The organism is Hyphococcus aureus, from assembly GCF_042643165.1.
GTDB classification, from domain to species: domain Bacteria; phylum Pseudomonadota; class Alphaproteobacteria; order Caulobacterales; family Parvularculaceae; genus Hyphococcus; species Hyphococcus aureus.
Genome location: NZ_JBHRSH010000001.1, coordinates 2,101,441 through 2,123,992, shown reverse-complemented (window position 1 = coordinate 2,123,992; position 22,552 = coordinate 2,101,441). Strand labels below are relative to the sequence as shown.

The following is a 22,552-nucleotide window of genomic DNA, read 5'->3' as shown; positions in this document are numbered from 1 at the left end:
GGTTGGCCCCTTTTTGTTTATTCCCACCAATAAGACTTCCGGCGGCGCTCTCCGGTCACATTTTCATTGAGCGTCGCCGCATCATATAGCCGTCCGTTCAGCATCACCTGGCTGATATCGTCAGTGTTTTGAATGTCCTCGAGCGGATTGGCGTCGAGAATGACGAGGTCAGCAAGCTTGCCCGCTTCGAGCGAACCAAGGTCTTTTGAGAAGCCCAGCACCTTCGCCGGTGTGATCGTCGCGGTTTTGAGAGCCTCAAGCGGGCTCATGCCGCCGCGTGCGAAGGACCACATCTCCCAATGCGAGGCGAGCCCCTCTTCCTGGCCATGGGCGCCGATGGACACCATGACGCCGCGATCAGCGAGCATTTTCGCCGTTTTGGCGCTGACCTGATCCACATAGTCTTCTTCAGGCGCTTTCTCGCGGCGCGCGGAGCCCGCAGCCAGAAAACCGGTCGGCGCATGTTTCGACAGAATCGGATGCAGCCAGACATCCATCGCCTGACGCCAGTAAGGATCGCCCGCCGGCCCGCCATAGGTGACGACGAGCGTCGGCGTATAGGCGACTTTTGTCTGCTCCCAGAAGCTCAACACATCTTCGTAAAGCATCGCCACCGGGACATTGTGTTCAATGGTGGTGTTGCCGTCGGCGATCAGCGACATGTCCATATGGAAGAGCGAACCACCCTCCGGCACGACATTGATGTTTTCATTGCTGGCGGCGATCGCAACCTGCTGGCGCTGCTCGCGCCGGGGCTGGTTGTAATTTTTGATGGAGTGCGCACCCTGACTTTTCAGGCGACGCACATGGGCGAGCGCATCGTCATAGCTGTCGATCACAGCGTAGACGCTCGGCGCCTTCGCGCCATAGACAACTTCACCCGTGGAATAAATGCGCGGCGCCAGGATCTCTCCCGCCCGCTGATATTCCGATGCGGAGAAAATGTGGCTCGCCTGACTGGATGGGTCATGGATCGTCGTGACGCCCAGCGCCAGATGCGCCATCACCGACCAGTTCTGTTCCGGGATGATGTCATCGGTTCCCTGCGGTCCGTGGGCGTGCGCATCGATAAGACCCGGAATGATGGTCTTTCCGGACAGATCGACCGACGGCGTGCCGGCGGGATAGGTCATCGCCGCCGCAGAACCGATTGCAGCGATGCGGTTATTCTCCACCAGAATGACGCCGTTCTCGATAACGCCGCCATCTTCATCCGCCATGGTGATGATGCGCGCGCCGACCAGCGCCACGGTTCCCGACGGCTTATCCGCCGTAAACGTCATGGTCAGGTCAACGCCGTCAGTCGGCGCCTCATAGGCTGGCGCATCTTCGTCATCTTCGCCTTTCGGCGCCGCTGGCGTGAGATCTTCGACTGTGGCCGAATAAAGCGTCGGGCCCAATGTCCAGTTCAGGGCGCCGCGCGACCAGTTGATATAGGTGGCGCCGTCGCCGCTCGCCTTCGTCACCGGCAGGGCGGACGCCGACCGGCCGGCGCCGACTTCCTGCGGGCCCGGCGTCATCGGCATCACGAAGGCGCTGTAGTTCTCGGTAAAGGCGAGATATTTGCCGTCCCGCGACGCCTCGAACTCGTTGATCAAATCACCGGCGGCATGTGTGCGCTCTTCATTGCCATTGAGATTGACGCTGACAAGCATGCCCTTGTCGCCGTCAAACTTTGTCATTAAAATCCGGTCATTGGCGTCAGCGAAATGCGGGTTCGACCCGTCATCGGTCACTTTTGTCATCGCACCGCCGCCAGCGGGAACCGTATAAATCCCTGGCGCCTCGGACCATTCTTTTTTGGTCAGATAACCGCCCTCGCCTTTTTCAAAAACGATGGTCTTTCCGTCCGGTGAAAAACGCGGCCGGCGATAGTGACCGGGCTCGCGCGTTACGACGCGGCCCGCGCCGCCGCCGGCGCTAGTGACTCGGATGGCGCCGAGATCATCATCGGACCACGACACATAGGCGATGCGCGAGCTGTCATAGGACCATGACGGAAACAGCTCGAACCCGTCGCGCGAATTGGTGAGACGGCGCGGCGCCCCATTCGGCAGGTTTTTCACATAAAGTTTGCCGAGCGATTCAAACACGGCGCGCTTGCCGTCAGGCGACACCGCCGTGAAGCGCGGCATGTGCGTTTTGAACGTGTCCGGCGCCACCTCCACTTGCGGGCGCGGCGGGTCGATGACCGCGCGCGTATCTGAAACGTGGAAAGGAATTTCCGTGACGGCGCCTGTGGCGACATTGATGCGATTAATCTTGCCGCCCGACCAGAAAACGAGACCTTTGGAATCCGGCATCCAGTCCATATTGGGATAGGCGCCCTGCACCGCCCAGGTCTCCTGCATGTCCTGATCGAGGTCATCATAGATTTTGCGCTCAACGCCCGAGGTCAGGTCTTTCACATAGAGCTTCGACTTGGCGCGCTCGCGGCGCACAAAAGCGATGGATTTCCCATCCGGCGACGGCGCGGCGCGAACGGCGCCGCCGAGCCCCGCCACAGCGGTCGTTATCTCGCCAGTCGCCATTTCATAGCGGTTGATATGGAAAAGATCGCCGTTGGAATCCTGCGCGTAGATAAAAGTCGATCCGGGCGTAATGTTTTGCGAATAATAAACATAATTCCCGTCAGCGGAGAAAATCGGCTCGCCAAGTTCTTTCTGGTGAGTCTCGCTCGGCTTTTTCACCAGCGGCACACCTTCGCCGCCGGAGATATGGTACAGCCAGATTTCACCGACACCGGCCGAGCGTTGCGTTGTATAATGCTTGCGCGCTGCTAGATATTGTCCGTCCGCCGACCAGGTCGCATTATTCAGGAGACGGAACTTCTCCTTTGTCACGGCGCGCTTGTCGCCGCCGTCGACATCCATAATCCAGATATTGTCGCCGCCGCCGCGATCCGACGTAAACGCAATCTTCTTTCCATCCGGTGAAAAGCGCGGCTGCATATCCCAGGCAAGACCGCTGGCGATGTTGCGCGCCTCACCGCCCGCCATGGGAATGGTGTAAATATCGCCGAGAAGGTCGAAGGCGATGGTCCGCCCGTCGGGGCTGACATCAAGGCTCATCCAGGTGCCTTCGCGCACATCAAGACTGACATCGCGCGTCGGCAGAGGCGGCGCCGAAACGTCCCACTTCTCCTCTTTCTTATCTTCTCCCTCCGCATCCTGTGCGGCGACAGCAAAAGGCGCGAGCGCAACGGCTGTAAACAGCCAGATCTTCTTATTCATTGAATAACCCCGGATGATTCCCTCGAAAGGATCAGCCTAAGGCGTTGAGGCCGCGCGCGACAACCCTAACAGGGCGCGAGAAGCGCTCCCTGCGGCGTAAAGGCCTCAGCTCGCCGCAAGAACCTCTTCCACCCAGCCTGGCACGACCTCCGTCGCGAGGCCGTATCGGCCCGTAGTGAAGAGATCCGCGTTTAAGGAGGGCTCAAGATTAAGCTCCATCGTTGGAACGCCAAGCGCGTGCGCCTCGGCGACAAATCCCGCCGCAGGATAGACCGAGCCCGATGTGCCGATTGAGACAAACAGGTCAGCGCCCATGATTGCGTCCGCCGTCTCCTCCACATGGCGAGGCGTCTCGCCGAACCAAACCACATGGGGCCGCATGCCCCCGGCGCGATTGCATGACGCGCACACAATATCGATGGAAAGGTCTTCCGCGCACTCAATCACAGCGGCGCAGGAAGCGCATTCAGCTTTATTAAGTTCGCCATGCATATGCAGGATGTTTTTTGATCCGGCCCGCTCATGCAGATTGTCCACATTCTGCGTGACCAGCGTCAGGCGCCCGCCGCGTTCCGCCAACGCTTGCTCCAGTTTCGCGAGCGCCATGTGCGCGGCGTTGGGGTTCACCGCCGCTATGGCTGTGCGCCGCATATTATAAAACTCATGCACCAGGTCGGGAGTGGCGGCGAAGCCTTCCGGCGTCGCCACCTCCCTGTAATCATATTTCGCCCATATGCCGTCTGCGTCGCGAAAGGTTGCAACACCGGACTCCGCCGAGACGCCAGAACCGGTAAGCACGACAATGTCTTTGGGCGCTCGCAATATCTATTCGCCGAAATAGCGTGCAAGGCCGATCAGGAAATCTCTCTTGCCGATATCCAGTCCCAGATGACGCAGGATCAGATAGGTGCTGGTCGCATGAAAATAGAGATTGGGCATGATCCATTCCTGCGCGAACGCTTCGCGCGGCATGGTGACTTTCCGGTCCGGTCCCATGGGCACAGTAATGTCCGCCTTCGGGTCGGCGTCGAGCGCGGTTGTATCGAGCGCTTTGACAATGGCGCCGGCGCGTTCAATGCGCGCGCGCAACTCGGCGATGGTTTTCTCGTCATCGGGAAAGCTCGGAATGTCAGCGCCGGCGAGACGCGACAGGCCGCGCGCCGGAATTTCCGTGGCGAACCGGACCTGCGTCGCCAGCGGGTGCATGTCCGGCGCCATGCGCCAGCCCAGATAAACGCTTTCTTCCACTTTTGTCTTCTCGCAACGTTCTGCGGCCTTAACGAGAATATGGTCCAGCGAGATAAGCATATTGTCGACGGCGGGGAGAACAGAAGACGAAATTGTCGTTGTCATGGGGCAATGTCCTGAATGATGAGCCGGGCGCCAGTTGCGCGCCCGGTCGATTTAGGGGATCACTCTCCCATGTTTAAGGCTCCGGGCAACCCCCACGCGAAAACGTGACATGAAAAACGTCCTGTTTGTCTGTCTTGGCAATATCTGCCGCTCACCCGCAGCGGAGGGCGTCTTGCGCGCCATGGCCAAAGAGCGCGGAATCGACGTCACCATCGATAGCGCCGGCACCGGGGGCTGGCATGCGGGCGACCCGCCCGATGCGCGCATGACGGCGGCCGCGGCGAAACGCGGGATCGATCTATCCTATCAGCGCGCGCGGCAGGTCGATCTGTCAGACTTTTATCAGTTCGATTATTTGCTGGCGATGGACCTGTCGAACTTCTCGGACTTGCTCGAACAGGCGCCGCCAAACCGCACCTGTGACATCAGGCTGTTTCTGGATTTTGCCGATTGCGCGACCCGCGAAACGCCCGATCCCTATTATGGCGGAACAGACGGCTTCGAGCGCGTCCTTGATCTTATTGAACTTGGTGCCGAGGGTTTGCTCAATCACCTCGAAGATGAAAGCGCGTAGCTCGCTTCAATCTCGTAAACGCTGGTCGTGTTGCCGAGCTTCGAAGAATAAAGGTGAAAGTCTTCCACCGGAAACGGCCCGCAGGAAAACAATCCGTGCTGGGCGGCGTAACTTTCCGCCTCATGCAGCGTTGTCCCCTTCAAATAAGCAAGGGTCACATGGGGTTTGAATTTACGCTTCTCAAGATCGAACCCAGCGCGCCGCAGCGCGGTCTCAACCTTCGCCTGCAAATGCAAAAGCGCCGGCGCAGCGTCGGCGCCCGCCCACAGGGAATGAGGTTTCTTGTCGCCAAAGGTTCCAATCCCTGAAAGACGCAATTCAAAAGACGGCGCATCAATCTCCGACAGGGCGTCGATTGCGGCGTCAAATCCGTGCCGGTCCGTCTCGCCGATAAAGGCCAGCGTCAGATGAAAATTCTCAACCGGGCGCCAGCGCGCACCCTCAACGCCATATTGCAGCGTGGTGAGCGCATCGGCGACGATCTCAGGCAGGGAAAGGGCGACAAACAGACGGTGCATGATGAAGCAAGTTGGGTTTAGTATGCCCCCGCATAGCAGCTTTCGAATTGAAGTCGAATATTCAACGCATAAATATGAATGACACCCCGAAACTTTTCTGCCTCGGATATGGCTACACCGCCCGCTTTTTCGCGGCGCGAAAGCGCGCGCAAGCATGGCGCATTACGGGCACGACCACCTCCCCCGAAAAAGCCGCCGCCATGAACGAAAAGGGCGTCGCGGCGCATCTCTGGCGCGGGGACGGTTTCGACCCGTTATGGCTCGATGGCGTTGACGCGATTCTGATCTCGACGCCGCCCGGAGAAGCGGGATGTCCCGCTTTCAACGCAGCGTCACAGGCCATTGCCGACCACGCCAAACAGGTTCGCTGGATCGGCTATCTTTCGACCAATGGCGTCTATGGCGATCATGACGGCGCATGGGTGAATGAAGAAAGCGAGTTACGCTCCACAAGCCCGCGCGCCCTGCATCGCATCGAAGCCGAACAAAGCTGGCGCGCGCTGGCGTCAGCCCATGACCTGCCGTTGGTCATCTTTCGCCTGCCGGGGATTTACGGCCCCGGCCGGTCAGCGATCGATACGGTGCGCGCCGGCAAGGCCAGACGCATCCTGAAAGAAGGGCAAGTCTTCTCGCGCATGCATGTGGAGGACATCGCAGCCGCGCTAGACGCCAGCATGGACAAGCCGCGCCTTCACACCATTTACAATCTCGCCGACGACGAACCGGCGCCGCCGCAGGACGTTATTGACTATGCCTGCACACTTTTAGGCGTTGAACCGCCGCCGCTGGTCGCCTTCAAAGATGCAGACATGTCACCCATGGCGAAAAGTTTTTACGCCGACAACAAACGCGTCTCCAATCAGCGATTGAAAGACGCGCTCGATTTTAAATTGACCTATCCGACCTATCGAGAGGGATTGCAGGCAATCGCAAAAGCGCGGTCTTAATAAGCCTCATCGCCTTCGGTGGTTTTTTCAGGTGATTCCTGATCGAGAGCGGCGTCTTCATCCCATTTATAGATGCCGGTGATGAAGCAGCGATTGGTGAAGCCCGGGCTGTCCCTGACGATAATGACGTCGCCCTTGGTGACGCAGCCGCCTGCGGGACTGCTGTCGAGGCCGATGCTCAGCGCCGAACGCAGCGTGTTCGAACGGCAGTTTCCGGAAAGCTCGGTATAGTACCAGTCGTTCACGCCCTTTTCGAGAAGGACGACATTGTCGACCCCCTTAAGGTCTTTCCATCCGTTGATGGTGCTGCCGAAACAGATGCGGTCAACCTTTTCGCCGATCCGCGGATCGGGGCCCTGGTCTTTCTCGCCTTCATGATGACTGGCGCATGCGGCGCCCGTCATCAGAGCGGCGCCGGCAATCACTGACAGAAGCTTTCTCATGAAGCATCCCTCCACTTTTAGTCGCGCCCAGCGGGCTCAGATTTAACATAAAACACCGCTACGCAGTTCCACACAAATGCGCGAGCAGCTCTCGCCCTGCGCTAAACGCAGCGAAAAACAGAAGGAGACATGATTGCTGGTGCGGTTAAGACGCAATTGCGTCGCGATAAGCGACTTTATAGAAAGATTTCAGCAGCCTGAAGACTTCCTCACCGCGGCCTTCGCGGCGCAACGCTTCAAGTGAATCCCGCGTCAGATCGAAGGCTCCGACCGGCGCGCGCGGCGTCGTCAATTTATGACACCCCATGGACCAGTCGGGAAAATTGCGCGCCGACAAGGGCGCGCGAAAAAGATCGATAATCTGACGGTGGCGCGGATCTGCGGCGATCCGGGCATAGGTCGCATCGAGCGCTTCTTTCGGTCCTTCGAGGGCCTGGATGAAATTGCCCTCGGCGAACAGGAGAATGCCGGTCAGGCCGTTTTCGGCGTTGTTACGCTGTGAAACCTCAAGAATATCCTCAAGATCGGGTGCGGCGCGCAGTGCAGCGCTTGTATAAATGATAATTTCCATGATGAGCGCCTCCCCGGACCTTTTGGGCTTCGCGGCCCCTACTCCTCATCTCCTGAAGCCGGCATAGCGCGCCGTCCTTTATAAGCAGTTGATGCAGGGCCGTTTTGGAACAGGACATAAAGAAATCTTTATATGTCCCTTGCCGCCATTCCGCGCCCCTGTTATAGCGCCGCCCATACTTTCATCAGCAGATCAGGGAATCACCGACATGACCGCGCCCGCGCATCACGATTATCACGTCAAAGACATCAACCTCGCGGATTACGGCCGCCGGGAGATCGAGATCGCCGAAACCGAAATGCCTGGCCTGATGGCGACGCGGGAAGAATATGGCAAGGCGCAGCCCTTAAAAGGCGCGCGCATCGCCGGCTCCCTGCATATGACAATCCAGACCGCCGTGCTGATTGAAACGCTGAAGGATCTTGGCGCCGATGTGCGCTGGGCGTCCTGCAACATCTATTCGACCCAGGATCACGCCGCCGCCGCAATCGCGGCCACCGGCACGCCGGTCTTCGCGTTCAAGGGTGAGAGTCTCGAAGAATATTGGGACCTCGCCGACAAGATCTTCGAATGGCCAAATGGCGAGACGGCCAATATGATCCTCGACGACGGCGGCGATGCGACGCTTCTCATTCTGCTTGGCGCCGATGCGGAGAAAGATCCGTCGCTCCTCGACAATCCGTCCAATGAAGAAGAGACCGCGCTGTTCGACACGATCAAGCGCCGTCTTGCGAAACAGCCGAACTGGTATTCGACCGTCAAAGCCAACATCAAGGGCGTGACCGAAGAAACAACGACCGGCGTGTTGCGCCTTTATCAACGCCAGAAGAAAGGCACGCTTCCTTTCCCGGCGATCAACGTCAACGACTCGGTGACGAAATCAAAGTTCGACAATAAATACGGGTGTAAAGAGTCGCTCGTCGACGGCATCCGCCGCGGCACAGATGTGATGATGGCCGGCAAGCTCGCGCTCGTCGCCGGTTATGGCGATGTGGGCAAAGGCTCGGCTGCATCGCTGCAAGGCGCAGGCGCGCGCGTCATGGTCACGGAAATCGATCCGATCTGCGCACTACAAGCGGCCATGGACGGCTTTGAAGTCGTCACCATGGAAGAAGGCTGCAAACGCGCAGACATTGTCATCACCTCCACCGGCAACAAGGATGTGCTGACCGTCGATCACATGAAAGCCCTCAAGGACATGGCGATCGTCGGCAATATCGGTCACTTCGACAATGAGATTCAGGTCGACGGCCTGAAGAATTTCAAATGGGCGAACGTCAAGGATCAGGTCGACATGATCACCTTCCCCGACGGCAAGCGCATGTTGCTTCTGTCTCAGGGCCGTCTGTTGAACCTCGGCAACGCAACGGGTCACCCGTCATTCGTCATGTCCGCGTCCTTCACCAACCAGACGCTCGCCCAGATCGAACTCTGGACCAAAGGCGACCAGTACAAGAACGAAGTCTATGTTCTGCCGAAACATCTCGATGAAAAAGTTGCGGCGCTTCACCTCGCCAAGGTTGGCGCACAATTGAGCAAGCTCAGCCAGGAGCAGGCGGACTATATCGGCGTACCGGTCGAAGGCCCCTACAAGTCCGACCACTACCGCTATTAAGAAAAGCTGCCCTTCAGGCTTTTTCACAAAACCGCCGGCGCCTCGCCGGCGGTTTTTTTGTGCCCCCGACCACCGCCAGAAAAGAATTGCTACATCTGTAGCATTACGCTAATATGCGACTATTGTAGCACGGGGGCGTGCTCATTGGTATCTGCGTTCTGAACGCTTCCGTCTATGCATGCTCAACCTTGAGCAAACGCATGAAAGGAATGCGCTATGTTCTTGATAAGATGGATTATTGGTATGCCTATGGCTGCGCTGGTGACGGCAGGCCTGTTTTTCATGATGGCGCAGCTGATCAGGGACCGGAATGAGGGTCTGCCGCCCTCCAAACCTGACTTGATCCTCAAGATTACGCCGCAGACAAAAGAAACAGATCCCTATGAAATCAAGCCGCCGACGCAAATCCTTCAGAAAGCGCCGCCGGAAACTGATTTCGAATTTCAAAAGACAAGCAGAGCCCCGATTGGGCCACGGGTCACACCAGAGCGCGCGCCAGTCGACCGAGAACCACCGGGAGGAAAAACCCGTTTTGGGGCAACCATCAAAGTGCCGCCTGCCTACCCGGAGGGATGCCGCTCTCGCGGGGTCGAGGGCGTTGTTATCGTCGAGTTCGATGTTTCGCCGGAAGGCAATGTGATCAATCCGCGGATCAGCTCATCCCCCAACGGGTGCTTCAATCGAACAGTTCTCAAAGCCATCTCCGGCTGGAAATATCCGCCCGCCGCCAATGGCGGCATGCGCTACGGCCTCATAGAGCGGTTCAATTTTCAGCTTCAGGAATAATGCGTTAGGGGCCGCCTACCTGTTGAAAAGTTCATCACCGGAGCGGCCCCAATCCCGCCTTTTGCCCTAGCAGCGCATAACGAACACAGTACATATTGTGCAGCTCAACAGTCAGTGACGCAAAATATCGCGAATCTGTATATTCAGCGATGTGGGGAGAGCCCATGACGCTGTTACTGGCGCGACGGCGAGCAGGTGCGTGAATGCGGCGATACGCGAAGTTATTGATGGCGGGCTCGACCCTTTCCGGGGTCTTTGGCTTGTCCAGTGCGCTTGCTCAAAGTGCGACCGACACCGCTGAAACATCCGGTGGCTCACTTTCCGTTCTGACCGGCGTCGATCCTCTGGTCGCGGGCGCTGCTGGCGCTATAGGGCTTGCTGTCGCCGCCGTGGTCTGGGCGCTGCGGGTCTCCGCTGCGACGCGCCACCAATCGCTCCACTGGTCTGACACGCTCGCAGAAATGGAAGCGCGGCTTGAGAAAGCCGATTCCGTCCTGTCCGCTCATCCCGGCCTCGTCCTCGTCTGGGAGGACGACACCGACTCATTGAGCGCCGGCTGGGGCGAGCCAAAAATTCTCGGCGGACCGGCCGCGCTCGCCTCGCTCCTGTCTTTCTCCAAGGAAGGCGAAGACGCGAAAACACTGCCTGTGGACCGGTTGCTGAATGCGCTGGGCGCGCTCCCGCTTCAGGATGACGACGCTGAAAAGCCGGAGCCCCTGCGCGACAAGATCGCCAATCTGCGCGCCCATGGCGTCGCCTTTTCGGGCAATGTGGTGACCGCTGACGGCCGCTCCATCGAAATCGACGGCCGCGTCGCCGGCGGACAGGTCGCGCTCTGGATCACCGATCCCGCCGTTCGGATGGCCGAAGACGGCGCCGTTATCGGCGCCTTCCGCGAGCGCGCCGTTGATCTCCATGGCGCACACGCCCTTCTTGAACGCTCGCCGACGCCAGCATGGCGGCGCAATGCGGATTTGCAGCTTGTCTGGGTAAACCGCGCCTATGCCGATGTTGTCGAGGCGCCAAATGCGGCCGACGTCATCAAGCAACAGATCGAGCTCGACAATTCGATCCGGAAACTCGCCGCCTCCGCCGCGTCGGAACGCAAGGCCAGTGAAGGCCGCGCGGTCATTAATTCGCGCGGCGAACGCCGGGTATTCCGGATTGTCGAAACCCCGCTCCATGGTTCGGGCGATGCGGCGCTTGGCGGCGTCGCTATTGACGTTACCGAACTCGACAAGGCGAAGTCTGATCTCAAACAGCAGATCGAAGCGAACCAGCGCACGCTCGACCAGATCCAGACCGCGGTCGCGATTTTCGGCGCCAGCCAGAACCTCATCTATTACAACCGCGCTTTTCAGGAGCTGTGGTCGCTTGACGACGCCGAGCTTTCAGGCCGGGTATATCATGGCGAAGTGCTCGACCATCTGCGCATGAAAGGCCGCCTGCCCGAACCTTCCGACTATGACAAATGGAAGGAACAGCAGCTTGCTCTTTATACGGAAGGTCTGGCCGAGCCCGGGGCCGAACGTCTCGGCGGCGCGCCAGACGATATCTGGCGCCTGCCCGACGGGCGCACGATCCGCGTCGGACGGATGCGCCATCCGCTTGGCGGCGTCATGCTCGCCTTTGAGGACATTACGGAAAAGATTTCCCTCGAAGCGCAGTTCAACACACAGATCAAAGTGCAGAAGGCGACGCTCAACAATCTCGCTGAAGGTGTTGCGGTGTTCGCCGGCGACGGGAAGTTGCGGCTTTACAACAAGGCGTTCCAGAAACTGTGGCGGCTCGATGCGCGTCATCTCGACGCCGAACCCCATATCGACACGATCCTTGATGGGCTCAAGAAACTGGCGCGCGACGCCGACACGTCCTTCGATGCGCTGCGCCGCTCCATCGTCTCCAAGGCGCATGAAGACCGCCAGACCTATGAATTCCGCGAAATCCGTCTGGCCGACGGGCGCACGATTGCGATTGGCGCTGAGCCCCTGCCCGATGGCGCAACGCTCGCCCATTTCATCGACGTCACGGATTCCAAAGAGCGCGAAAAAGAACTGAAAGAACGCAACGCCATCCTTGAAAACGCCGACCGCCTCAAATCGAAATTTGTCGATCACGTTTCGTATCAGTTGCGCACGCCGCTTTCGACGATTATCGGCTTTTCGGAAATGCTCGACGGTCAGATGTTCGGCGTTCTGAACGACCGCCAGAAAGATTACATCGCCTCAATCCTGTCGGCGTCCTATCATCTGCGCGATCTCATTACCGACATTATCGACCTCGCCGCGATCGACGCCGGCCAACTCGACGTTTCGTTCAAACAAACCGATATCCGCAAATTACTGGAAAGCGCGGCGACCTTCGCCGCGCTCAAGGCCGAAGACACGCAAGTTGCGCTCAAGGTCGATTGCCCCAAAGACATCGGCGAAGCCGAGCTTGACGAAAAGCGCATCAAACAGGTGCTGTTCAATCTTCTCGCCAACGCCTTCGCCTATACCGGCCCCGGCGGCGCCGTCACCATCGGCGCGAAGCGCGTCGGCAAGGCGGTGAAGATCTGGGTTTCCGATACTGGCCGGGGGCTTTCCCCCACGGATCAGGCGCGCGCCTTTGACGCCTTTGAAAGCCGCGGCCCGTCCGCCGGCGCCGGTCTTGGCCTCGCCCTCGTTGAGCGCTTTGTGAAGCTCCATAATGGCTGGGTGCGCATGGATTCCAAGGAAGGCGAAGGCGCGGTCGTGACCTGCTTCCTGCCGGAGCCTGTGGCAGGCAATGAAGCGGCGGCGTCCGGGGACATTCCCGGAAACGAGGAAAAATCAGAGGCTGCGGCGAAAAAGAAGCCTGCGCGCAAACGCGCGAAACCCCGCAGCACCGGCGAGGCGCCGGCCCGGCCCCAAGCTGCTGAATAGGCCCTGAAGCAGACCGCAAAACGGGCGATCTCCGCTTTTTTCTGCGCCAGCCCCGTTTTCGCCGCGTTCGCGGCCTATATGCGAAAAACCCCTCACACTTTTTCGCCCGCCGCTCTAGAGTGCCTCCATGATTGCAACCCTTTTGCTGCTCCTCGCCACGCCGGCGGAGACTTTGAGCCCGCGATATGCGGACTGTATCAATCTCATCGAAGCCGATCTTGAGCTTGGCCGCATTGCCGCACAGCAATGGGTCGGCGAAGGCGGCGGCGCCGAAGCGCGCCACTGTCTCTCTATCGCCGATTTCAAGGCTGGCTTCCCAAAGCTCGCGGCGTTGCGGCTGGAGGAGATCGCCCAGCGCAATGATGCGGGCGACGATTATGTGCGTGCGCGGCTTTTATCCCAGGCGGCGAATGCATGGCTTGAAGGCGAAGAGCCGAAGCGGGCTGAAGACGCGCTCAACCAGGCGCTAGCCCTCGTCCCCGACAGCGCAGAGCTGCAATTGACGGCCGCAAAGGTCTACGCTGCGCAGGAACGCTGGCATGAGGTGATCACCGCCGTCACGACCGCCGAAGACGGCGATCTGGTCAGCGCCGAGACTTTCGTCTTGCGCGGCAGAGCCCGCCTTGTGTTCGGCGCCCATGAAAAGGCGGCGGAGGATGTGGTCGCCGCTCTCTCTCTTGATCCGACCAATGTGGATGCGCTTGTCCTGCGCGGCGATCTCGCACAGGTGGGAATAAGCATCGACGTTTTCCTGGACACGTCACAGGAAGAATAAACCGCCTTTCCTCAATTCGACCTCGACGCACAGGGAAAATCACCCCAAAGCCCTTTCCCGGGAGAGCTTGTTAACCTTTGGTTAAGTAATGAGTCCTCCGATGGGTTAACGAGATGTTGGGCGAAAGGTCGGCGCCATGGCTAGCGCATCACTGCAGGGCGAATCGGTTCGCGAACTCCAGGAACGCATCGCGCGCGAAGCGGGCGCCCCGCCCCAGCGCCGGCGTTCAGGCCTGTCGCGCGCGGCGCGCCTCAATCTCATCGACATTCTCTCGCGCTGGAGCGGACCCGGTCTTGCGCTGATCGCAGGCGTCTCAGTCTATCTCGCTATTCTGTCGGGCCGCACCTATCCAGGGCGCGCGACCGCCTGGGCCTTGATGATGCTGGGCGCGCTTTGGGTGACGCGGCGGCTCAGAAGCGATTTTCGCGCCGGCGGACGCCTTGCCTCGCGGCCTTTCCGCTGGAGAGCCTCCTTTACGGCGAGCCTCAGCGTTCTCGGCGTGATTCTCGCCAGCGCGCCGATCCTGCTGGCGCCGGTCGAGGCCGTCACCGCTTCGGGCATCCAGATTCTCGCGCTTTCCGTGATCGCCTCCTTTGTCGCGGCGCTGATGCTCTCGGCACATCTGCCCAGTGCGGCGGCCCTCGCCCTTCCCGGCGCAGCTTTCGCGGTGCTTGCTGGCATGCGTGCGGGCGACACCGGGCTGCTGGCCGGCGGCCTCGCGATTTCGCTGCTTAGCATTTCCGGTCTCTATCTCGCCAACCGATATCTCGAAAAGTCTGCGGCGAAGCGTTATCCGCGCACATCATTGCTCCGACGCGAAGTTGAGCGCCGCGCAGGCTCAGCAGTCTCAGCGCCGGGCACCCATCACGCCGCGCAAGCCTGATCGCTCAGCGCCGCCATATTATCGTATTTTTAATACTCTATTTAGCTGTTGCAGCATTTTGCACAGCGCCGCAGGCGTTATATCGCAGCGGAACGAATTCACATGCTTTTCGTTAGACAATTTCAAAGCCTTCACGTTATGACGGCCAAAAGTTTTTGATCGCAAAGGACGCGACATGCCTGAGGGCTTTATCACCGACACCGATAGCCGAATCCTGGAAGACGTTGTTGCGCTGGCCGAGAAGAAAAAGGCTGGCGACACGGACGAAAACGGCGCCCTGACGCCCGCCTTCAAGAGCTATCTTGAACAGATCGTCCTTTACGCCACTGGCGAAGACAAGATCTGGACCGAACCGCAAGCGCTCCTCAACCGCGCCAGCGCCGCATGGAAACACGCGCAGACACGCAAGGCCGGTGAAAGCAAAGTCTCCTTGCGCATCGAGGAAGGCAAAAGCTGGACCGAACGGCGCATGGTTCTCGATATCGTCACCGACGATAAACCGTTTCTTGTGGATTCTATTTCGGCCGCGCTTGCCGATCACGGCAAGCCGGTGAGCTTTTTCTCCAACGCAGTTGTCGCCATTGCGCGCAACGCCAGCGGCAAACGCGACCCGAATGCGACGCAGGCGAGTTTCCGCGAATCCATGATCCACATCGAGATGGATCCGCCGGTCGTCGAAAACGAACTCGAAGCGCTGCACGATGAAATCGAAGCGGTGTTGAACGACGTCGCTATCGCTGTCGAAGACTGGGAGCCGATGCGCGCGCGCCTTGGCGCCTGTATCGCGCAGCTCGAACGCTCGCGCTTGCCGGGTGTGAAAGCCGACGAACAACGCGAAGCGGTGCAATTTCTGAAATGGCTTTGGGACAACCGCTTCGCTTTTCTGGGTGTGCGCCATTTCGACAAGGTTGGCGAAGGCGACGCCATCCAACTCGCAGTCGATCCGGGAAAAGATCTCGGCATTTTAAGAGCGCCGGACCGCAATGTTCTGCAATCGACCTTTCAGCCGGACGGCAATCTGTCGCCGGCAGTGGCGTCTTTCCTCGCTTCGAAAGAACCCCTTCTGGTCGCCAAATCGAGCACCAAATCGCTCATCCACCGCCGCGTTTATATGGACTATGTGGCGGTCAAGAATTTTGCGCCTGATGGCACAGCGATCGGCGAAGACTTGTTTGTCGGCTTGTTCACAGCCGAAGCCTATAACCGCCCGGCGTCGGATATTCCGCTGGTGCGCGCCAAGGTTCACGCGGTCCTCGAAAACACGGCCTTTACGCCCGGCGGTCACAACGAAAAAGCGCTGGTCAACATTCTGGAGTCATGCCCGCGCGATGAGCTTTTCCAGGTCGATGTGGAAACATTGACGGAAATGGCGCTCGGCATTCTGCGCCTGTACAAGCGTCCGCGCGTCAAGCTGTTCATGCGCCGCGACCGTTTTGACCGCTTCATCTCCGCGATGCTGTTTGTGCCGCGCGACCGGTTCAATTCCGAAATCCGCGAACGCGCCGGCCAGTTGCTCGCCGATACATTTGACGGCCGCGTTCTTTCCTTTACGCCATTCTTCGGCGACGCGGCGCTGGTGCGCGTCCATTACATCATCGGGATCAAGCCCGGCGCGCCGGAAGGCCCCGGCATGGCCGAGCTGACCTGGCAAGTGCGCCAGATCTGCCGCAACTGGAATGACGGGCTTCTCGAAGCCATGCGCGAAGCCAATGACGGCTCGGCGCCGACCGCGCTGTACGCCAAATATGAAAAAGCCTTTGACGCAGGCTATCGCGAGCGCACCTCGCCCAAAGGCACATTATTCGACATTGACGCGCTGGAAAGATTAGACAGCGAACCGATGGTCGTGCGCGCCTACAGAAAGCCCGCGGACGACGACAAGACTGTGCGCATCAAGATCTACAAGCGCGGCGCGCCAATGACGCTGTCGACGCTGATCCCGACGATCGAGAATCTGGGCCTCAGCGTCCTTCAGGAAGCGAGCTATCAGGTCTCTCCCTTCGGCCAGAAAAAGGACTGCTGGATTCATGACTTCGCAACCGTGCAGTCGGGCGGCCAGCCCGTCGCGCTGAATGAAGTCAGGGAGACCTTCGAAGAAACCATTCTCGCCGTGCTCGAAGGACGCACCGAAGATGACGGTTTCAACGAACTGGTGCTGACCGCCGGGGTCAACTGGCGCGAGGCGTGGCTGCTTCGCGCCGCTGCCAAGCACCACATGCAGGCGGGCTTTGCCTATTCGCAAACCTACATTCAGGAAGCGCTCGGCAACCATCCCTCTATTGCGCGGTTGTTGATCGCGGCCTTCCATGCGCGCTTCAATCCCGATGGCCCGTCCAGCGCAGACGCGAGAATCCAGGATGTCGAAGCCGCCGACGCCGCAATTGAAGACGCGCTTAACGCAGTCGCCAGTCTCGACGAAGACCGCATCATCCGCCGCTATCGCACGCTGTTCGCGGCGATCACGCGCACCAATTACTACCAGCGCCTCGCCGACGGCTCGATCAAGACCTATATCTCCTTCAAGGTCGACAGCTCCAAAGTCGCGGAAATTCCTGAGCCCAAACCCTATCGCGAGATCTTCGTCTCCGGCCCCCGGGTCGACGGCGTGCATTTGCGCTTCGGACCTGTCGCGCGCGGCGGCCTTCGCTGGTCGGACCGGCGCGAAGATTTCCGCACCGAAGTTCTGGGGCTTGTCAAAGCGCAGCGCGTCAAAAACGCGGTGATCGTGCCCACCGGCTCCAAGGGCGGTTTCTATCCCAAACAATTGCCGACAGGCGGCGACCGCGCAGCGATCTATGAAGAAGGCCGCGAAGCCTACAAGGTCTTTATTCGCGGGCTTCTCGATCTCACTGACAACATCGTCAGCGGTGAACCGAAAACGCCGCCGCGCATTGTCCGCTGGGATGATCCCGATCCCTATCTTGTCGTCGCCGCCGACAAAGGCACGGCCGCTTTCTCCGACACGGCGAATGCAATCTCCGAAGAATACGGCTTCTGGCTCGGCGACGCTTTCGCGTCGGGCGGGTCGGCCGGTTACGACCACAAAGTCATGGGCATCACCGCCCGCGGCGGCTGGGAGGCGGTGAAACGCCACTTCCGCGAAATGGGCAAGGACATTCAAACCGAGCCCTTCACTGCGGCCGGAGTCGGCGACATGTCCGGCGACGTCTTTGGCAACGGCATGCTGTTGTCGCAGCAGACGAAGCTTGTCGCAGCCTTCGACCATCGCGACATTTTCCTGGACCCCGATCCCAATCCGGCGAAATCATGGGCTGAGCGCAAACGTCTTTTCGATCTGCCGCGCTCGTCCTGGCAGGATTATGATAAAAAACTGATCTCCAAAGGCGGCGGCGTCTTCTCGCGCACGGCGAAATCCATCCCGCTGACGCCAGAAATCAAAAAGCTCCTCGACATCGCCGACAAGGAACTGCCGCCGTCGGAGTTGATCCGCGCAATCCTTAAAGCGCCGGTGGAGCTGTTCTGGCTCGGCGGCATCGGCACCTATTTCAAAGCTGAAGACGAAGAAAACTGGCGAGTCGGCGACCGCGCCAATGACGCGGTCCGGATCGACGCCAGCGACATGCGCATGAGCGTTGTCGGCGAAGGCGCCAATCTCGGCCTCACCCAGCTCGCGCGGATCGAATATGCGCAAAATGGCGGACGCATCAACACAGACGCTATCGACAACTCCGCAGGCGTTGATTCATCCGACCATGAAGTCAACATCAAGATCCTTCTGTCCAATGCTATCGAGCATGGCGAACTGAAGCGCGAAGACCGCAACGACCTCCTCGCCTCCATGACCGAAGATGTGGCCGAGCATGTCCTGCGTCACAATTACGATCAGACCCGCGCCATTACCCAGATGGAGACGACGGCGCCCGCCGACCTCGATGTCTACGCCCGCTTCATGACTACGCTGGAGCGCGAAGGCCGGCTCGACCGGGCGATTGAATATCTCCCGGATACAGAACGCCTCGCCTATATGCGCCAACATGGCCTCGGACCAACGCGGCCGGACCTCGCTGTTCTCCTCGCTTACGCCAAGATGTGGCTTTTCGATGAGCTTGCAAAATCCGAAAACATGGATGACCCGCTATTTGAGCGCGAGCTTGTCGCCTACTTCCCTGACGCGCTGCAACAATATGGCCGCGCCATCGTCACTCATCAGCTGCGCCGGGAGATCATCGCGACGCGGCTCTCCAATGAAATTGTCGACACCTGCGGCGTCAGCTTTGTGCAACGCGCGGCGGAAACAAGCGGCGTCGATTTCGCCGTCATCTCCCTCGCCTATGAAGCTGTGCGGCGGATTTTCAATCTCAACGATTTCGCTGCGTCCGTTGACGCGCTCGACAATCAGGCCCCGGCCTCTTTGCAGACCGGCCTTTATCTCGAAGCGTCACGCTTGCTCCGTGAACAGACATTCCATCTCCTCGGCGATCCTGAGGCGAGAGACAGACTGGCGCGCAAAGGCCTGAAATCCGTTGTCGACCAATATGAGTCAGCGGTGGCGGAGTTCAAAACCGCCCTTCCCAACATCCTTCCCGAAGATGCGGCCGCTGCGCTTGAAGACCGCCGGCAGGCATGGATCAATGACACGGCGCCAAAAGACATCGCGGGCGACGCAGCGGCGATACCGGCGCTCGAATTCGCCTTCGACATTGTCAATCTGGCGAACCAAACGGGCTGGTCGAACCCCGGCGTCGGCGGCGTTTTCTTCGCTGTTGGCCGCCTGTTCAATATCGACGCCATGCGCGAGAAGGCGCGCCGCGAGCCGCCAGCCGATCATTTCGACCGGATCGCGATCCGCCAGATCATCGAAGACCTGACCAACCGTCAGCGCATCCTGACAGCGCGCGTCATCGCCGCCGCAGGCGCCGAGCCCAAAGGCGCGCCGGCGAAGTGGACGGAGAAGGTCATCGAAAAATGGTCCGCGACAGCCGAAGACGCGATTGCACTCTATGAAGAGTCAACCGCGTCCCTCGACCTCGCCGGTCCTGTCAGCGTCGGCAAGTTCTCGCTCTTTATCCGCCGTCTCGACGAACTTTCGCTGGATACTGTCCGGTAATTTTAGTGCCGGAAATGCCGGGCGCCTGTGAACACCATCGCGAGCCCGGCGTCATCCGCCGCCTTGATGACATCGTCATCGCGCATGGACCCGCCCGGCTGAATGACGGCCGTCGCGCCCGCTTCGGCTGCGGCGAGCAACCCGTCCGCAAACGGAAAGAACGCGTCTGACGCAACGACAGAGCCTTTGGCAAGGCTTTCGCTGGCACCTGACGCTTTGGCGGCGTCTCCGGCCTTGCGCGCGGCGATGCGGCTAGAGTCGAGGCGGCTCATTTGCCCCGCGCCAATGCCGACCGTGGCGCCGTCTTTCGCATAGACGATGGCGTTCGACTTCACATGCTTTGCGACCTTGAACGCGAACAGCATGTCGGAAAATTCCCGCGCGGTAGGCGCACGTTTGGTGACGACCTTCAATTCATCTTGCGTCACGACTTTTGAATCGCGCGACTGCACGAGAAATCCGCCCGCCAGCGGTTTGACGACCAGCCCTGGCGCATCAGGCGCAGGCAAGCCTCCCGCAATCAGGAGGCGCAGATTTTTCTTCGCCGCAAAGGCCGCGATGGCGGCGTCATCGGCGTCAGGCGCGATCACAACTTCGGTGAAGGTCTCGATAATCTTCTCCGCGACGGCGCCGGTCAGTTTCTGGTTCAGCGCGACAATGCCCCCGAAGGCTGACACCGGATCACAGCGAAGCGCAGCGAGATAGGCGTCCAGCATGTCGGCGCCGATGGCGACGCCGCACGGGTTTGCGTGTTTGATGATAGCGACGGCGGGCTTTTCCGCCCCGAATTCACCGATCAGTTCATAAGCGGCGTCGGTGTCGTTCAGATTATTATAGGAAAGGTCTTTGCCCTGAACCTGACGCGCGGTCGCAACGCCCGGACGCTTGTCGCCGGTCTTGTAGAACGCGGCTTCCTGATGCGGATTCTCGCCATAGCGCAGCACATCGTCGAGCCTGCCCGCCATGGAAAAGTCTTTCGGGAACGTCTCGTCAAGCTGGCCCGCAAACCAGCGCGAGATGGCGGAGTCGTAAGCGGCGGTTTTTGAAAACGCCTTCATGGCGAGGCGCTGTTTGGTTTCGTCTTTCAGTGCGCCGCCGCTTTCAATCTCGCCAAGCACGGTTTCATAATCAGCGGGATCCGTGACGACGCCGACAAAGCGATGGTTCTTGGCTGCAGCGCGGATCATCGCCGGACCGCCAATGTCGATATTTTCGATACACTCGGCGAAGTCGCCACCCTTCGCGACCGTTTCCTCGAAAGGGTAAAGATTGACGACAAGCAACTCGATGCCATCGATGCCGTGATCGGTCATGGATTTGAGATGACCTTCATCGTCACGCAGGGCCAGTAATCCGCCATGGACGCGCGGGTGCAGGGTCTTGATGCGCCCATCCATCATTTCAGGAAATTCGGTGATGTCGGAAACGTCGGAGACGGCGAGCCCCGCCTCGCGCAGCGCTTTCGCGGTGCCGCCAGTAGAGATGAGATCGACGCCAGCGCCCGCAAGGCGTTTGGCGAAGTCCACAATCCCGGTTTTATCGGAGACGGAAATCAGCGCGCGGCGCACCGGCGTTTTGTCGGCCATGAACATACCCCTTTTCGGATGGCGCCGGATTAACGCCCGGGCGCCCCAAGGGCAAGGCTGCAACAAGGCTCAAAGGGAAATTTAGCGATTCGACTGGTTCGGCGAATGCGCTGCGGCGCCATTCGCCGCGCTGAATTCTGGCACCAGATGATGCACAGCTTCGTCGAGACCCGCCTGCTCCCCGCGCAGGGCCGCGTCGATGACGTCGGAAAGCCGGGGATTGAGAATCGGCAGATCGATCATCGCCGGAGATGCGAGCAAAACGCCCTCCGCCCCGGTTTTCACCAGCGCATCCGTGTCGAGGAAGATTTCCTCAAAAAGCTTCTCGCCCGGACGCAACCCGGTGAACTTGATTTCGATGTCCTTGCCCGGGGTCAGGCCATAAGCCTCGATCATGCGTTTGGCGAAGTCGAGGATCTTCAACGGCTCACCCATATCCAGAACGAAGACGCGCCCGTCATGGGTGACAATCGTGTTCTCCGCAACATCGAGACTGGACGCCAGCAAGACAAGCTGGATCGCCTCGCGCGTGCTCATGAAATACCGGATGATTTCCGGATGGGTGACGGTTACGGGCCCGCCGCGTTCAATCTGGCGGGTAAAGAGCGGCGCAACGGAGCCGGTCGATCCCAGAACATTTCCGAACCGCACGGTGACGAAGCGCGTATCGTTTTGCGCAACATCGAGCGCCTGCGCATAAAGTTCAGCTATGCGTTTCGTGGCGCCCATGAAGCTTGTCGGGTTCACCGCCTTGTCAGTGGAGATGAACACCACGGACTCCGCCTCATGCTCCATGGCGGCGTCAAAAACATTTTTCGCGCCAAGAACATTTGTCAGCGCGCCCGCGCAACGGTTTTCTTCGACGATGGGCACATGCTTGAACGCGGCGGCGTGGAGAACAACATCCGGTTCGGCGCGGTCGAAGACGCGTCTTAAATGTTCGGCGCGGCAAACATCGGTAAGTTCCGATTTGAAGATGCCGCCATAACCGGCTTCTTTCAGTTCGAGATCGATCTGGTAAAGCGCAAATTCCGCATTATCCACCAGCGTCAAACGCCCAGGCTCAAACGAAGCAATCTGACGGCAAAGCTCGGAGCCAATCGTGCCGCCAGCGCCTGTGACAAGAATGCTCCTGCCCGCCATCATCTTCCTGGCGGCCTTGAGATCGATCTTGCGCGGCGGCCGCGGCAAAAGGTTGGCGAGATCTATGGTTTGTCCGGGACGGACCCGCGTCCGCTCCGCGCCAAGAAATCCCCGTACTATCTCTACTATCCCCGGCATCGCCCGCGCCCGCTTC

16 protein-coding genes are annotated in these 22,552 nt (G+C 59.5%); 8 read left to right on the top strand and 8 right to left on the bottom strand.

The genetic code is table 11. The annotated features are described in order from the left end of the window. Window positions 1–17: 17 nt before the first annotated feature. From ACFOOP_RS10410 to ACFOOP_RS10400, 3 genes are all read right to left on the bottom strand, one after another. The gene (locus tag ACFOOP_RS10410; protein WP_379880889.1) at window positions 18–3,233 is read right to left on the bottom strand and encodes an amidohydrolase family protein; all 3,216 of its coding nucleotides are present in this window, start codon (window positions 3,231–3,233) and stop codon (window positions 18–20) included. Window positions 3,234–3,338: 105 nt separating this feature from the next. Further along, a complete protein-coding gene (locus ACFOOP_RS10405; protein WP_379880888.1) occupies window positions 3,339–4,055 on the bottom strand; it encodes an NAD-dependent deacylase in 717 nt (238 codons plus the stop codon). 3 nt (window positions 4,056–4,058) lie between these two features. Then, the gene (locus tag ACFOOP_RS10400; RefSeq protein WP_379880887.1) at window positions 4,059–4,586 is read right to left on the bottom strand and encodes a DUF1993 domain-containing protein; all 528 of its coding nucleotides are present in this window, start codon (window positions 4,584–4,586) and stop codon (window positions 4,059–4,061) included. A 109-nt stretch (window positions 4,587–4,695) separates the two neighbouring features. Between ACFOOP_RS10400 and ACFOOP_RS10395 the strand changes: the two genes are divergently transcribed. Next, complete coding sequence (locus ACFOOP_RS10395; RefSeq protein ID WP_379880886.1) at window positions 4,696–5,160, top strand: low molecular weight protein-tyrosine-phosphatase; 465 nt, start codon at window positions 4,696–4,698, stop codon at window positions 5,158–5,160. Here ACFOOP_RS10395 and thpR read toward each other — a convergent pair. Beyond that, the gene (gene thpR, locus ACFOOP_RS10390) at window positions 5,136–5,678 is read right to left on the bottom strand and encodes an RNA 2',3'-cyclic phosphodiesterase (RefSeq protein ID WP_379880885.1); all 543 of its coding nucleotides are present in this window, start codon (window positions 5,676–5,678) and stop codon (window positions 5,136–5,138) included. The genes ACFOOP_RS10395 and thpR overlap by 25 nt on opposite strands. A 74-nt stretch (window positions 5,679–5,752) precedes the next feature. Here thpR and ACFOOP_RS10385 point away from each other — a divergent pair, with 74 nt between their 5' ends. Then, window positions 5,753–6,625 (top strand): SDR family oxidoreductase, encoded by an 873-nt coding sequence (locus ACFOOP_RS10385; protein WP_379880884.1) that lies wholly within the window; start codon window positions 5,753–5,755, stop codon window positions 6,623–6,625. Here ACFOOP_RS10385 and ACFOOP_RS10380 read toward each other — a convergent pair. After that, window positions 6,622–7,068, bottom strand: a complete 447-nt coding sequence (locus tag ACFOOP_RS10380) for a DUF6491 family protein (protein ID WP_379880883.1) — start codon at window positions 7,066–7,068, stop codon at window positions 6,622–6,624. The genes ACFOOP_RS10385 and ACFOOP_RS10380 overlap by 4 nt on opposite strands. Window positions 7,069–7,213: 145 nt before the next feature. Beyond that, window positions 7,214–7,639 carry a BLUF domain-containing protein gene (locus ACFOOP_RS10375; protein WP_379880882.1) on the bottom strand — a complete coding sequence of 142 codons (426 nt, stop codon included), beginning with the start codon at window positions 7,637–7,639 and terminating at the stop codon, window positions 7,214–7,216. A gap of 208 nt (window positions 7,640–7,847) precedes the next feature. Here ACFOOP_RS10375 and ahcY point away from each other — a divergent pair, with 208 nt between their 5' ends. From ahcY to ACFOOP_RS10345, 6 genes are all read left to right on the top strand, one after another. Continuing rightward, the gene (gene ahcY, locus ACFOOP_RS10370) at window positions 7,848–9,254 is read left to right on the top strand and encodes an adenosylhomocysteinase (protein WP_379880881.1); all 1,407 of its coding nucleotides are present in this window, start codon (window positions 7,848–7,850) and stop codon (window positions 9,252–9,254) included. 216 nt (window positions 9,255–9,470) lie between these two features. Further along, the gene (locus ACFOOP_RS10365; RefSeq protein WP_379880879.1) at window positions 9,471–10,040 is read left to right on the top strand and encodes an energy transducer TonB; all 570 of its coding nucleotides are present in this window, start codon (window positions 9,471–9,473) and stop codon (window positions 10,038–10,040) included. A gap of 203 nt (window positions 10,041–10,243) precedes the next feature. Then, window positions 10,244–12,943: a sensor histidine kinase gene (locus tag ACFOOP_RS10360; protein ID WP_379880878.1), complete on the top strand. Its 2,700-nt coding sequence runs from the start codon at window positions 10,244–10,246 to the stop codon at window positions 12,941–12,943. A gap of 127 nt (window positions 12,944–13,070) precedes the next feature. Further along, window positions 13,071–13,718: a hypothetical protein gene (locus ACFOOP_RS10355; protein ID WP_379880877.1), complete on the top strand. Its 648-nt coding sequence runs from the start codon at window positions 13,071–13,073 to the stop codon at window positions 13,716–13,718. 136 nt (window positions 13,719–13,854) lie between these two features. Continuing rightward, window positions 13,855–14,601 carry a hypothetical protein gene (locus ACFOOP_RS10350; RefSeq protein WP_379880875.1) on the top strand — a complete coding sequence of 249 codons (747 nt, stop codon included), beginning with the start codon at window positions 13,855–13,857 and terminating at the stop codon, window positions 14,599–14,601. 175 nt (window positions 14,602–14,776) lie between these two features. Continuing rightward, a complete protein-coding gene (locus tag ACFOOP_RS10345; RefSeq protein WP_379880874.1) occupies window positions 14,777–19,669 on the top strand; it encodes an NAD-glutamate dehydrogenase in 4,893 nt (1,630 codons plus the stop codon). A gap of 2 nt (window positions 19,670–19,671) precedes the next feature. Here ACFOOP_RS10345 and purH read toward each other — a convergent pair whose 3' ends face one another. Both purH and ACFOOP_RS10335 read right to left on the bottom strand, forming a co-directional pair. Next, window positions 19,672–21,255: a bifunctional phosphoribosylaminoimidazolecarboxamide formyltransferase/IMP cyclohydrolase gene (purH, locus tag ACFOOP_RS10340; RefSeq protein WP_379880873.1), complete on the bottom strand. Its 1,584-nt coding sequence runs from the start codon at window positions 21,253–21,255 to the stop codon at window positions 19,672–19,674. Between the two features lie 81 nt (window positions 21,256–21,336). Next, window positions 21,337–22,536, bottom strand: coding sequence for a UDP-N-acetylglucosamine 4,6-dehydratase family protein (locus ACFOOP_RS10335; RefSeq protein ID WP_379880872.1), 1,200 nt, complete (start codon window positions 22,534–22,536; stop codon window positions 21,337–21,339). Window positions 22,537–22,552: the final 16 nt, after the last annotated feature.

Bases quoted from the DNA above. Each gene is read 5' to 3' on its own strand.
- ACFOOP_RS10380 (WP_379880883.1), bottom strand. From the start codon at position 7,068: ATGAGAAAGCTTCTGTCAGTGATTGCCGGCGCCGCTCTGATGACGGGC.
- ACFOOP_RS10365 (WP_379880879.1), top strand. From the start codon at position 9,471: ATGTTCTTGATAAGATGGATTATTGGTATGCCTATGGCTGCGCTGGTG.
- ACFOOP_RS10410 (WP_379880889.1), bottom strand. From the start codon at position 3,233: ATGAATAAGAAGATCTGGCTGTTTACAGCCGTTGCGCTCGCGCCTTTT.
- ACFOOP_RS10360 (WP_379880878.1), top strand. From the start codon at position 10,244: ATGCGGCGATACGCGAAGTTATTGATGGCGGGCTCGACCCTTTCCGGG.
- ACFOOP_RS10395 (WP_379880886.1), top strand. From the start codon at position 4,696: ATGAAAAACGTCCTGTTTGTCTGTCTTGGCAATATCTGCCGCTCACCC.
- thpR (WP_379880885.1), bottom strand. From the start codon at position 5,678: ATGCACCGTCTGTTTGTCGCCCTTTCCCTGCCTGAGATCGTCGCCGAT.
- ACFOOP_RS10335 (WP_379880872.1), bottom strand. From the start codon at position 22,536: ATGCCGGGGATAGTAGAGATAGTACGGGGATTTCTTGGCGCGGAGCGG.
- ACFOOP_RS10350 (WP_379880875.1), top strand. From the start codon at position 13,855: ATGGCTAGCGCATCACTGCAGGGCGAATCGGTTCGCGAACTCCAGGAA.
- ahcY (WP_379880881.1), top strand. From the start codon at position 7,848: ATGACCGCGCCCGCGCATCACGATTATCACGTCAAAGACATCAACCTC.
- ACFOOP_RS10345 (WP_379880874.1), top strand. From the start codon at position 14,777: ATGCCTGAGGGCTTTATCACCGACACCGATAGCCGAATCCTGGAAGAC.
- ACFOOP_RS10400 (WP_379880887.1), bottom strand. From the start codon at position 4,586: ATGACAACGACAATTTCGTCTTCTGTTCTCCCCGCCGTCGACAATATG.
- purH (WP_379880873.1), bottom strand. From the start codon at position 21,255: ATGGCCGACAAAACGCCGGTGCGCCGCGCGCTGATTTCCGTCTCCGAT.
- ACFOOP_RS10375 (WP_379880882.1), bottom strand. From the start codon at position 7,639: ATGGAAATTATCATTTATACAAGCGCTGCACTGCGCGCCGCACCCGAT.
- ACFOOP_RS10385 (WP_379880884.1), top strand. From the start codon at position 5,753: ATGAATGACACCCCGAAACTTTTCTGCCTCGGATATGGCTACACCGCC.
- ACFOOP_RS10355 (WP_379880877.1), top strand. From the start codon at position 13,071: ATGATTGCAACCCTTTTGCTGCTCCTCGCCACGCCGGCGGAGACTTTG.